We start from the raw sequence: 12,338 nt of genomic DNA, 5'->3' as shown, positions 1-12,338 counted from the left end.
CTTCGTCGCTCCGGTCGTCATGTCAGGTTCCTCCGCCGCTTCTTCGGGCGGGCGGTGCGCCTGCGGGTGTCGCGGTTGCTCGCGGTCGGCGACGGTGTGGTGCCGGCGGGCAGCTGCTGGTCGTCGTCGCCGGACGTGTCCTTCTCGGTGGCCCGAAGGTCCTTGGCCGGGTCCTTGGACATCGCCGGTGCGTCGATCGAGCCGTCGGTCTGGATCTTCGGCAGGCTCTTCTGCGGGGTGGGCAGCAGGGCCCTCTTCTTGTCGATCGAGCCGTCGGTGCCGACGCCGTAGAGCGCGTTGTAGATGCTGCGCACGGCCTCACCGGAGGCGCCGGAACCCGTACCGGCCTGGGCGATCGTCATGACGATCGTGTAGTCCTTGGAGTACGTGGCGAGCCAGGACGTGGTCTGCTTGCCGTAGACCTCGGCGGTACCGGTCTTGGCGTGCAGCGGGATCTTGTCCTGCGGCCAGCCGCCGAACTTCCAGGCGGCCGTACCGCGGGTGACGACGCCTTCGAGGGCGGCGTCCATGCCCTTGAGCGTGGCCTTGGTGATCGGCAGCTTGCCGCTGGGCCGCGGCTTGATCTCCTGGACCGTCTTGCCGTCGGCGCTGACGATGGCCTTGCCGATGGTCGGCTTGTACATGGTGCCGCCGTTGGCGAGTGCCCCGTAGATCACGGCCTCCTGGATCGGGGTGACGAGCGTGTCGCCCTGACCGATGGAGTAGTTGATCGAGTCACCCTCGCGCATCTTGTTGCCCTCGAGGCAGTTCTCGTACGCGATCTTCTCGACGTAGCTGCCGTTCTTCTTGCCGGTCTTGCACCAGGCGTCCTTGTTGGCCTTCCAGTAGTCGGCCTTCCACTTCCGGTCCGGGATGCGGCCGGTGACCTCGTTGGGCAGGTCGAGGCCGGTCTCCTTGCCGAGGCCGAACTGGTGGGCGGTCTTGTAGAAGAAGTCCTTCGGCTGGCCCTTCTTGGGGTTGATGCCGCCGTCCTTCTTCCACTCGCGGTCGGCGAGTCCGTAGAAGACGGTGTCGCAGGAGACCTCCAGCGCCCGGCCGAGCGAGATGGGACCGAAGCTCTCGCCCTCGAAGTTCTTGAAGGTCTGGCCGCCGACGGAGTACGAGCTGGTGCACGGGTACCGGCCGTCGAAGTCGTATCCGGCCTCGACGGCGGCGGCCGTGGAGACCACCTTGAAGGTCGAGCCGGGCGCCGACTGACCCTGTATGGCGCGGTTCAGCAGCGGGTAGTTGGACTTCTTGCCGGTGAGCCGCGTGTAGTCCTTGCCGGAGATGCCGCCGACCCAGGCGTTCGGGTCGTACGACGGGTTGGACGCCATGGCGACGACCCGGCCGGTCTTGGCCTCCATCACCACGACCGCGCCGGAGTCGGCCTTGTAGTTCTCGCCGGTGATCTTGTCGAACTGGGTGCGGGCGATCTTCATCGCCTCGTTCAGTTCGTACTCGGCGACCCGCTGCACCCTGGCGTCGATGCTGGTGACCAGGTTGGCGCCGGGTTCGGCCGCGTCGCTCTTGGCCTTGCCGATGACGCGGCCGAGGTTGTCGACCTCGTAGCGGGTGACGCCGGCCTTGCCGCGCAGCTCCTTGTCGTACTCGCGCTCCAGGCCGCTGCGGCCGACCTGGTCGGAGCGCAGGTAGGGCGAGTCGGTGTCCTTGGCCTTGGTGATCTCGTCGTCGGTGACGGGCGAGAGGTAGCCGAGGACCTGTGCGGTGTTGGCCTTGCCGGGGGCCGCGTAGCGGCGCACGGCCTCGGGCTCGGCGGTGATGCCGGGGAAGTCCTCGGAGCGCTCGCGGATCTGCAGGGCCTGCCTGGGGGTGGCCTCGTCGGTGATGGGGATCGGCTGGTAGGGCGAGCCGTTCCAGCAGGGCTGCGGCGTCTTGGCGTCGCAGAGGCGGACCTTCTCCATGACGTCCTTGGGCTTCATGCCCAGGACCGCGGCGAGCTTGGTCAGGACGGCCTTGCCGTCGTCCTTCATCTTCAGCAGGTCGGTGCGGGAGGCGGAGACCACGAGCCGGGTCTCGTTGTCGGCGATGGGCACGCCCCGCGCGTCCAGGATCGAGCCGCGCACGGCGGGCTGCACGACCTGCTGGACGTGGTTGCCGGAGGCTTCCTTGGCGTACTCGTCCCCGTTGCGGATCTGGAGGTACCAGAGGCGTCCGCCGAGCGTGCCGAGGAGGGAGAGTACGAGAATCTGGATGACGACGAGCCGGATCTGGACCCGTGGGGTCCGGCCGGTCTCGGGAATGTTGGTCACTGGTGCCTCCCCCTCTCAGTGTGTGTACGGGACATACGAGTACACGGCGAACCTGTGCGCGGCGGCGCCGCCGCCGGTCAAGTCCCGTGTCGCGAGCGGCGCTTGGGGTGCGCTCACAGCCGCTTGACCCCCTTGATGCGTCCGGCGCGGGCGACGCGGGCCTTGGCCGCCTTGACGCGCAGGCCGCCGCGCTGGCCGCCGATGCGCAGGCCGGTGCCGGACGAGAGCCAGCCGGCGGAGACGTCGGCCGCCTTGGACGAACCGGCTTCGGCGAGCGGGTCGTTGTCGGCGCGCCGGGCCAGGGCCATCAGTGCGGGGACGACGAACGGCGCGAGCAGCAGGTCGTAGACCGCGGCCGTCAGCAGCAGGCTGTTGAGGCCCACGTGGCGGGCGGCGGTGTCGCCGACGAGGGCGCCGACACCGGCGTACAGCAGCGTGGAGCCGATCGCGGCGGCGACGACCACGGCCATCGGTCCGGTCGCGGACTTGAGCTGGCCGGTCTCCGGCTTCACCAGTCCGGCGAGGTAGCCGATGACGCACAGGACGAGCGCGTAGCGTCCGGCGGCGTGGTCGGCGGGCGGCGCGAGGTCGGCGAGCAGGCCGGCCGCGAAGCCGATGAGGGCTCCGCTGACGTGGCCGTAGACCATGGCGAGGGCGAGGACGGTCAGCAGCACCAGGTCCGGGACGGCGCCCGGGAGGTGGAGCCGGGCCAGGACGCTCACCTGGATCACCAGGGCGACGACCACCAGGGTGGCGGAGAGCAGCATCCGGTTGAAACGCATGGGATTCGGCTCCTCCTGCTACTGCTGCTGGCCGTCGTCGGTGGCGTCCGCCGAAGGGGTGACCGTGACGGTCACCGTCGGCGTGGGCGTCGGTTTGGGTTTGGGCGGCAGCACTTCGTCGCGCGGGTCCTTGCGGGGGGCCGTGACGACGACGCCGACGATGTCGAGCTTGGTGAACGAGACGAACGGCTTGACGTAGATCGTGCGGGTCAGGCCGCCGCCGGACGGGTCGACACGGGAGACGACACCGACGGGGACGCCGGGCACGAAGGGCTTGTCGGCCTGCGAGCCGAAGGTGATCAGCCGGTCACCCTTCTTGATCTTGGCCTTGCCGTTGAGGAGTTCGACGCGCAGCGGGCGGTCGCCCTGCCCGGAGGCGAAGCCGAGTTCGTCGGTCGACTCCATCCGCGTGCCGACGGTGAAGTCGGGGTCGTTGGCGAGGAGGACGGTCGCGGTGTCGGGGCCCACCGTGGTGACGCGGCCGACTAGGCCGTCGCCGTTCAGGACGGTCATGTCGCGCTTGACGCCGTCGTTGGCGCCGACGTCGATGGTGACGGTCCAGGAGAAGCCCTGGGCGGCCCCTATGGCGATGACCTCGGCTCCCTTGATGCCGTACTGACCCTCACCGGCCACCTTGATCATCTTGTCGAGCTGCTTGAGGCGGCTGCGGTTGCGGTCGTCGCTTCCGAGCTTCGCCTTCAACGCCGCGTTGTCGCGCTCCAGTTGCGCGATGCGGTCGTGCCGGTCGCCGGAGTCACGGACCGCCGAGATCGCGTTGCCGACGGGGTCGACCGCGGACGACACCCCGTTCTCGATCGGGCCGAAGACGGTGGCGGCGGCCTGCCGGGCACCGTCCACCGGCGAGTCCTGCCCGCCGCGGATGTCCACCGTGATCAGTGCGAACGCGATGGCGATCAGCAGCACCAGGAGCAGCCGGCTCTCTCGTGTGTCCCTCACGTGCGGCGGCCGTGCCTTCCTCGTTGGAATGGTTCAACAGGGGCGAACCCCGAGCAAAATGATGCTCACGGGGCGATCAGGCTGTTATGGGGGAGGATATGACTCTATGTCGGAGGAGTTTATGCCTCCATATCAACGATCCGCCGCACGAGAAGGGATGATCTCGTACGGCGGAATCGAAGTGTTACGTCATCTGCGGGGCTGGGCGTCCAGGACCTGCTGGAGCGCCTCGAACTCCTCGACACACTTGCCGGAACCGAGCGCCACGCTGTCCAGTGGGTCCTCGGCGATGTGGATCGGCATACCGGTCTCGCGCCGCAGCCTCTCGTCGAGACCGCGCAGCAGCGCGCCGCCGCCGGTCAGAACGATTCCGCGGTCCATCACATCGCCGGACAGCTCGGGCGGGCACTTGTCGAGCGTCGTCTTCACGGCGTCGACGATCGCGTTGACCGGCTCCTCGATCGCCTTGCGGACCTCGGCCGCGGAGATGACGACGGTCTTGGGCAGTCCGGAGACCAGGTCCCGGCCACGGATCTCGGTGTGCTCGTCAGCGTCCAGGTCGTACGCCGAACCGATCGTGATCTTGATCTGTTCGGCGGTGCGCTCGCCGAGGAGGAGGCTGTACTCCTTCTTGATGTGCTGGATGATCGCGTTGTCCAGCTCGTCACCCGCGACGCGGATGGACTGGGCGGTGACGATGCCGCCGAGCGAGATGACCGCGACCTCCGTGGTGCCGCCGCCGATGTCCACCACCATGTTGCCCGTGGCCTCGTGGACCGGCAGGCCGGATCCGATGGCCGCGGCCATGGGCTCCTCGATGATGTGCACCTGGCGGGCGCCGGCCTGGGACGACGCCTCGATGACGGCACGGCGCTCGACGCCGGTGATGCCGGAGGGCACACAGACGACGACACGGGGACGGGCGAGGTAGCGCCGCTTGTGGATCTTCAGGATGAAGTAGCGGAGCATGCGCTCGGTGATCTCGAAGTCGGCGATCACGCCGTCCTTCAGCGGACGCACGGCCACGATGTTGCCCGGCGTCCGGCCGATCATCTTCTTCGCTTCCGCGCCGACCGCCAGGATCCCACCGGTGTTGGTGTTGATCGCGACGACGGACGGCTCGTTGAGTACGATCCCGCGACCCCTGACGTACACCAGCGTGTTGGCGGTCCCGAGGTCGACAGCCATGTCACGGCCGATGAACGACATTGAGTTCCCCATCAGGATTCGTCTGGCCTTCCCAAGTGGAGCTTTGACGGCTTTTTAGGACGGCGAGGTGGGTGCAGCGACGTGAAGGCTTCCATCGTAGACGCGCCTGCCCGAACACTGCGCGAGGGTCTTCGCCATTGTCAGCAGATGATGAACCGCCTCGCTTCTGGAGACGGGCCATCGGAGGCATGCGTTCCCCCGATCGCCACGCATATGCCACGGGACGGCCGAAAATCATCGGCCGTCCCAGGTCAGGCATCCGAGTGACGTGACGGCCCCTCAGAAAATAATTCGAAAACTTGACGTCCGCGACCCTCAGACACGACCCGGGAAGAAGATCTTCAGCTCACGCTCGGCCGACTCCTCGGAGTCCGACGCGTGGATCAGGTTCTCGCGGACGATGACACCGAAGTCACCACGGATGGATCCCGGGGCCGCGGCGATCGGGTCGGTCGGACCGGCCAGCGCCCGCACACCCTCGATGACGCGCTCGCCCTCGACGACCAGCGCCACGACGGGGCCGGAGGACATGAACGCCACCAGCGGCTCGTAGAAGGGCTTGCCCTTGTGCTCGCCGTAGTGCTGCTCCAGCGTGTCCTGGTCCAGCGTGCGCAGCTCCAGCGCGGTGATCTGCCAGCCGGCCTTGCGCTCGATACGGCTGATGATCTCGCCGGTCAGTCCCCGACGGACGGCATCGGGCTTGAGGAGGACGAGGGTGCGCTGGCTCACGGGGTGGCTCCTTCAGGTCACAAGTGTGCGGATGACCGAGGCTACAGGGCGTGTCCGGGTGCCTGTTACGCAGAGTCAGGTGTGACGGGCGCCGGACGCGCCCGGCCTCCCGGAACGAGCCCTCCCGCGCGGCGCGCGGGAGGGACAAGTCGCGGGCGGCTACGCCGCGTTGCCACCGGCCTCCGCCTGGGCGGCGAACCTCGCCTTCGCCTCGTCGATCTTGCGACCGTAGTGGACGGACGCCCACCACAGGGCCGCGAAGATCGCGCCGAGGAAGAACATGGAAGGCACCACGAACCCGCCGGCGATCAGCGCGATCTGCAGCGCCCAGCCGAGCTGGACACCTCCGGGCCGGGTGATCATGCCGCAGAGCAGCACGCTCAACGCCATGACGATGCCGCTGACGGTCCACACCGTGGACGTCGACAGATCCGGGTCCTTCATGGCGACGAGCCCGGCGAAACCGATCACGAAGAACTCGCCGATCAGCGTCGAAGCACAGAGCGTACGCATGTGGGTCAGCCCCTCCCCAGCAGCAGCCTGGCCTCGCCGACCGTGATGACCGAACCGGTGACGAGGACGCCTCCGCCCGCGTACTCGCCCTCCTCCTCGGCGAGTGTGATCGCGGCCTCCAGGGCGTCGTCGAGCCGCGGCTCGACCTGCACCCGCTCGTCGCCGAAGATCTCCACGGCGATCCCGGCCAGCTCGTCCGCGTCCATCGCGCGATGGCTGGAGTTCTGCGTCACGACGACCTCGGCGAAGATCGGCTCGAAGGCCTCCAGCAGCCCGCGTACGTTCTTGTCGCCGCTCGCGCCGACGACACCGATCAGCCGGCTGAAGTCGAAGACCTCGCTGACGGCCTCGGCGGTCGCCCGGGCTCCGGCCGGATTGTGCGCGGCGTCCAGGACGACGGTCGGCGAGCGGCGCACGATCTCCAGGCGGCCCGGCGAGGAGACCGAGGCGAAGGCCTTGCGGACGGTGTCGATGTCGAGCCGCTCGGCGCGGGCGGCGCCGACGCCGAAGAACGCCTCGACCGCGGCGAGCGCCACGGCCGCGTTGTGCGCCTGGTACGCGCCGTGCAGCGGCAGGAAGACGTCCTCGTACTCCCCGCCGAGCCCGCGCAGCGTCACCAGCTGTCCGCCGACGGCGACCTGCCGTGCGACGACGCCGAACTCCAGGCCCTCGCGGGCGACGGTGGCGTCGACCTCCACGGCCTTCTTCAGCAGCACCTGGGCCGCGTCGACCGGCTGCTGCGCCAGGATGACGGTGGCGCCCTGCTTGACGATGCCGGCCTTCTCGACGGCGATCTCGCCGGGCGTCCCGCCGAGCCGGTCGGTGTGGTCGAGGTCGATGGGCGTCACCACGGCGACGTCACCGTCGATCACGTTGGTGGCGTCCCAGCTGCCGCCCATGCCGACCTCGACGACGGCCACGTCGACCGGCGCGTCCGCGAAGGCCGCGTACGCCATGCCGGTCAGCACCTCGAAGAAGGACAGCCGGTACTCCTGCTGCGAGTCGACCATCTCCACGTACGGCTTGATGTCCTCGTACGTCTCGATGAACCGCTCGGCGGAGATCGGCGTCCCGTCCAGGCTGATCCGCTCGGTGACCGACTGCACGTGCGGGCTCGTGTACCGCCCGGTGCGCAGGTCGAAGGCGCCGAGGAGGGCCTCGATCATGCGGGCCGTGGACGTCTTGCCGTTCGTCCCGGTGATGTGGATGGAGGGGTAGGCGCGCTGCGGCTCCCCGAGCACGTCCATCAGGGCGGCGATACGGGCGACGGACGGCTCCAGCTTGGTCTCGCCCCAGCGGGTCGCGAGCTCCGCCTCGACCTCGCGCAGCGCCTTGTCGACCTCGGGGTCGGCCGGGCGCGCGGGGACGTCGGCCGTCGGGGCGCCACCGCCCTGGGTACGCAGGGTGCGGCTGCCGGCCTCGATCACCGCCAGGTCGGGGTCTCGGTCGGTCTCGGCCGCGACGATCTCGTCGAAGAGACCCAGCGGATCGCGGGGCTCCGGCTCGTCCGGCTCGCTGCTGTCGTGCGGGGGCAGGTCACTCACGAGGCCAGTCTACGGAGCGCCGCTGGGTTGTGTTCGTGTGGGGTTTTCGCCCCGTCCGCCCGACCCGTCCCTGGTCCGTGCACGTGAGGCTCCCGGGGCCCCGCACGGGCGCGCACGGCCTCGGCGCCGGGCGGCCGGACGGGCAGACAGCACAACACCCCGGGGAGCGGGGCTCCCCGGGGTGTCACGCGCCGGCGCCTACGCCTCGGGCAGGCGGTCCAGCTGTGCCTGGATACGGGCGATGTCCTCGTCCGCCTTGGCGAGCCGCGTGCGGATCTTCTCCACGACGTTGTCCGGCGCCTTGGCGAGGAAGGCCTCGTTGCCGAGCTTGGCGTTCGCCTGGGCCTTCTCCTTCTCGGCGGCCGCGAGGTCCTTCGCGAGGCGCTTGCGCTCCGCGGCCACGTCGATGGTGCCCGACAGGTCGAGGGCGACCTCGGCGCCCGCGACCGGCAGGGTCGCCGTGGCGGAGAAGGCGTCGCCCTCCGGCTGAAGACGCAGCAGCTGGCGGATGGCCGCCTCGTGCGGGGCGAACGCCGTGCCGTCGAGCGTCAGCCGGGCCGGGACGCGCTGGCCGGGCTGGAGGCCCTGGTCGGCGCGGAACCGGCGGACCTCGGTGATGACCTGCTGGAGCGACTCGATCTCCCGCTCCGCGGCGTCGTCACGGAAGCCGCTGTCCTTCGGCCAGTCGGCGACGACGACCGACTCGCCACCGGTGAGGGTGGTCCAGAGGGTCTCCGTCACGAACGGGACGACCGGGTGGAGCAGGCGCAGCGTCACGTCCAGGACCTCGCCGAGGACCCGGCCGGAGACCTTCGCGGCCTCGCCACCGCCCATGAACGTCGTCTTGGACAGCTCGACGTACCAGTCGAAGACCTCGTCCCAGGCGAAGTGGTAGAGCGCGTCGGAGAGCTTCGCGAACTGGAAGTCCTCGTAGAACGCGTCGACCGCGGCCACCGTCTTGTTGAGCCGGGACAGGATCCAGCGGTCGGTCGCCGACAGCTCCTCCGGCTCGGGGAGCGGGCCCTCGACCGTCGCGCCGTTCATCAGCGCGAAGCGGGTGGCGTTCCAGATCTTGTTGGCGAAGTTCCGGGACGCCTGGACCCAGTCCTCGCCGATCGGCACGTCCGTACCGGGGTTGGCACCGCGGGCCAGGGTGAAGCGGACGGCGTCGGAGCCGTACTTGTCCATCCAGTCGAGCGGGTCGACGACGTTGCCGAAGGACTTCGACATCTTCTTGCCGCGCTCGTCGCGGACCAGGCCGGTGAGGGCGATGGTCTTGAACGGGACCTCGCCGTCCATCGCGTACAGACCGAACATCATCATCCGGGCGACCCAGAAGAAGATGATGTCGTGGCCGGTGAGCAGGACGTCGGTCGAATAGAACTTCTGCAGGTCGGGAGTGTTCTCCGGCCAGCCGAGCGTGGAGAACGGCCACAGGCCCGAGGAGAACCAGGTGTCGAGGACGTCGGTGTCCTGACGCCAGCCCTCACCGGTCGGCGCCTCCTCGTCGGGACCGACGCAGACAACCTCGCCCTCCGGCCCGTACCAGACGGGGATGCGGTGGCCCCACCACAGCTGGCGCGAGATGCACCAGTCGTGCATGTTGTCGACCCAGTCGAAGTAGCGCTTCGACATGTCGGCGGGGTGGATGGCGACCCGGCCGTCACGGACCGCGTCACCGGCGGCCTGCGCCAGCGGGCCGACCTTGACCCACCACTGCATGGACAGGCGCGGCTCGACGGTCGTCCGGCAGCGCGAGCAGTGCCCCACGGAGTGGGCGTAGGGGCGCTTCTCGGCAACGATCCGGCCCTGCGAGCGCAGCGCGGCGACGATGGCGCTGCGTGCCTCGAAGCGGTCCAGGCCCTGGAAGGGCCCGTGGACGGTGATGACGGCCCGCTCGTCCATGACCGTGATCGACTCCAGGCCGTGGCGCTGGCCGATCGCGAAGTCGTTCGGGTCGTGGGCGGGGGTGACCTTGACGGCACCGGTGCCGAACTCGGGGTCGACGTGGGTGTCGGCGACGACGGGGATGCTCCGGTCGGTGAGCGGCAGCTTGATCCGCTTGCCCACCAGGTGCTGGTACCGCTCGTCGTCGGGGTGGACGGCGACGGCGGTGTCGCCGAGCATCGTCTCGGCACGGGTGGTGGCGACCACGAGGGTCTCGTCGCCCTCCCCGTACTTGATGGAGACGAGCTCGCCGTCGTCCTCCTGGTACTCGACCTCGATGTCCGAGATCGCCGTCAGACAGCGCGGGCACCAGTTGATGATGCGCTCGGCGCGGTAGATCAGCTCGTCGTCGTACAGCTTCTTGAAGATGGTCTGGACGGCCTTCGACAGGCCCTCGTCCATGGTGAACCGCTCGCGGTCCCAGTCGACGCCGTCCCCGAGGCGCCGCATCTGGCCGAGGATCTTGCCGCCGTACTCTTCCTTCCACTGCCAGACGCGCTCGACGAACTCCTCGCGCCCGAGGTCCTGCCGGGACTTGCCCTCCTCGGCGAGCTGCTGCTCGACCTTGTTCTGGGTGGCGATGCCGGCGTGGTCCATGCCGGGCAGCCACAGGGCCTCGTACCCTTGCATGCGCTTGCGGCGGGTGAGGGCGTCCATCAGCGTGTGCTGGAAGGCGTGGCCCAGGTGCAGGGAACCGGTGACGTTCGGCGGGGGGATGACGATGGTGTACGCCGGCTTCTCGCTCTTCGCGTCGGCGGCGAAATACCCCTTGTCCACCCAGCGCTCGTACAGCTTCCCCTCTACCTCGGCCGGCGCGTACTGGGTCGGCAGTTCGGGAGTGGATGCTGGCGGCTGCTGCTGAGCGTTGTCGGTCACGGGGTCAGTTTAGGGGCGTCACGCCCCTGTCCCGAAACACGATTCTTTCGTAACGGTGCGGGCCCCGGGGGGTGGGGCGCCTGACCTGTGCGCCAGGATGTTCGGAACACATAAGCATCTGGAGGGGAACCCAGTAATGAGCTACAACCAGCCGGGCCCGTACGGCGGGCAGCCCCAGCAGCCCGGACCGCACGGTCAGCCGGGCCCGTACGGCCAGCAGCCGCCGCAGGCCCCCCAGCCCGGCTACGGCTACCCCCAGCAGGCACCGCCCGCGCAGCAGCCCGGTTACGGCTACCCGCAGCAGGCCCCCCAGGGCGTCCCGCCGCAGACTCCTCCCTACGGCCAGCAGCCGTACGGCCAGCAGCCCTACGGCGCCGTGCCGCAGCCGCCGGCCCCGGAGGGCGGCAAGAAGAAGACCGGCCTCATCATCGGCGCGGTCGCGGTCGTCGCGGCGATCGCGGTGGGCGCGTACTTCGTGATCGGCGGCGGAGGCGGCGGCTCGGACGTCGCGGACGACGGCCCGCACAAGCTGACGACGCCCGAGAAGGTCATCAACGGCGAGTACAAGCGGATGGGCGAGGAGAAGCAGCCGGAGGAGCCGACCTCGGGTGACGCCAAGGACCTCGCCGCCAGCGGCATCACGAACGCCAAGTCTGTCAGCGCGATCTACTCCACGATCGACCTCAGCGACCCCGACTCGCTGAAGGACCCCACGGTGATCGCCGGTTCGAAGGCCGTCACCTTCTCCGGGCTCTACGGCAAGGTGAAGGACCCGGCCGCCGCCCTCGACGCCGCGTTCGCCAACATGAAGAAGGACGCCGACAAGGACTCGTCCTCTTCCAAGGTCGAGTTCGTGGGCGAGGCGAAGTCCGTGAGCCCGGAGGGTCTGGACGGCGCGCTCATGAAGTGCCAGGAGGCCAAGGCCCCCAACCAGGCGACGGGCAAGACCGACACGCAGTACATGTGCATGTGGGCCGACTACAGCACGCTCGGCTTCGGCGTGGCGGCGGAGGGCGGCCAAGGCGTGAGCATGGACAAGTCCGCGCAGGTCACCGCGGACCTCCGCAAGGACATCCGGGTCAAGATCTGACCTCGCGCACACGCATGGCAGAGGCGCCCGGCACTGTGTGCCGGGCGCCTCTGCCATGAGCCCGAGCGTCAGGCCCTCTTACAGGCGGCTTGCGCGTCGTCGTTCCTGACATGAATCGTCAGCAGGCCCTTCAGGCAGAAGGGGTTGGCGACCTTGCCGATGGGCATGTCGAGGGCCTTGTTGTTGCAGGCGGCCTTGACCTTCGGTCCCACTCGATACCCGTGATTGCCTATGTAGTTGACGCAGGTGCTGTGATCGGCCTGGGCTGCCGTGGCGGTGACCAACGGCACCAGACCCGCGGCGCCCACCACACACAACGCTGTCACTGCGCGCCTCAACTTCATGTCCGTTCCTCCCGTTTCGTTGCCGACCGGCGAGGTGGTCGGCCTCGCCGCGGAAAGGGAACCACTCGCAACGG

The 12,338-nt window shown here is 69.1% G+C and carries 10 protein-coding genes; 1 reads left to right on the top strand and 9 read right to left on the bottom strand.

Annotated features, from left to right (window positions below; all coding sequences use genetic code 11):
• Nucleotides 1-17: 17 nt before the first annotated feature.
• The 8 genes from mrdA to ABEB03_RS04990 all read right to left on the bottom strand — a co-directional run bounded on the left by mrdA (nt 18) and on the right by ABEB03_RS04990 (nt 10,830).
• Nucleotides 18-2,273, bottom strand: coding sequence for a penicillin-binding protein 2 (mrdA, locus tag ABEB03_RS05025; RefSeq protein WP_345641752.1), 2,256 nt, complete (start codon nt 2,271-2,273; stop codon nt 18-20).
• 113 nt (nt 2,274-2,386) lie between these two features.
• Complete coding sequence (gene mreD, locus ABEB03_RS05020) at nt 2,387-3,055, bottom strand: rod shape-determining protein MreD (protein WP_345641749.1); 669 nt, start codon at nt 3,053-3,055, stop codon at nt 2,387-2,389.
• A gap of 18 nt (nt 3,056-3,073) precedes the next feature.
• Nucleotides 3,074-4,012 carry a rod shape-determining protein MreC gene (gene mreC, locus ABEB03_RS05015; protein WP_345641744.1) on the bottom strand — a complete coding sequence of 313 codons (939 nt, stop codon included), beginning with the start codon at nt 4,010-4,012 and terminating at the stop codon, nt 3,074-3,076.
• A 189-nt stretch (nt 4,013-4,201) separates the two neighbouring features.
• The gene (locus ABEB03_RS05010) at nt 4,202-5,221 is read right to left on the bottom strand and encodes a rod shape-determining protein (RefSeq protein WP_028802628.1); all 1,020 of its coding nucleotides are present in this window, start codon (nt 5,219-5,221) and stop codon (nt 4,202-4,204) included.
• Nucleotides 5,222-5,536: 315 nt separating this feature from the next.
• Nucleotides 5,537-5,950 (bottom strand): nucleoside-diphosphate kinase, encoded by a 414-nt coding sequence (ndk, locus tag ABEB03_RS05005; RefSeq protein ID WP_095934321.1) that lies wholly within the window; start codon nt 5,948-5,950, stop codon nt 5,537-5,539.
• A gap of 159 nt (nt 5,951-6,109) precedes the next feature.
• Nucleotides 6,110-6,463 carry a DUF4233 domain-containing protein gene (locus tag ABEB03_RS05000; protein ID WP_345641738.1) on the bottom strand — a complete coding sequence of 118 codons (354 nt, stop codon included), beginning with the start codon at nt 6,461-6,463 and terminating at the stop codon, nt 6,110-6,112.
• Nucleotides 6,464-6,468: 5 nt separating this feature from the next.
• Complete coding sequence (folC, locus tag ABEB03_RS04995; protein WP_345641735.1) at nt 6,469-8,007, bottom strand: bifunctional tetrahydrofolate synthase/dihydrofolate synthase; 1,539 nt, start codon at nt 8,005-8,007, stop codon at nt 6,469-6,471.
• Between the two features lie 198 nt (nt 8,008-8,205).
• A complete protein-coding gene (locus tag ABEB03_RS04990; RefSeq protein WP_345641732.1) occupies nt 8,206-10,830 on the bottom strand; it encodes a valine--tRNA ligase in 2,625 nt (874 codons plus the stop codon).
• 136 nt (nt 10,831-10,966) lie between these two features.
• Here ABEB03_RS04990 and ABEB03_RS04985 point away from each other — a divergent pair, with 136 nt between their 5' ends.
• The gene (locus ABEB03_RS04985) at nt 10,967-11,920 is read left to right on the top strand and encodes a hypothetical protein (protein ID WP_345641729.1); all 954 of its coding nucleotides are present in this window, start codon (nt 10,967-10,969) and stop codon (nt 11,918-11,920) included.
• A 68-nt stretch (nt 11,921-11,988) separates the two neighbouring features.
• Here the strand turns inward: ABEB03_RS04985 and ABEB03_RS04980 are convergent, their stop codons facing one another.
• Entirely contained in the window at nt 11,989-12,264 is a 276-nt protein-coding gene (locus ABEB03_RS04980; RefSeq protein ID WP_345641726.1) for a hypothetical protein, read from the bottom strand.
• Between the last annotated feature and the right edge of the window lie 74 nt (nt 12,265-12,338).

It is taken from the genome of Streptomyces siamensis (assembly GCF_039543605.1).
Classification (GTDB): Bacteria; Actinomycetota; Actinomycetes; order Streptomycetales; family Streptomycetaceae; genus Streptomyces; species Streptomyces siamensis.
Note: the sequence above shows the minus strand (reverse complement) of the source record. Positions and strands in the feature narration are given on the sequence as shown.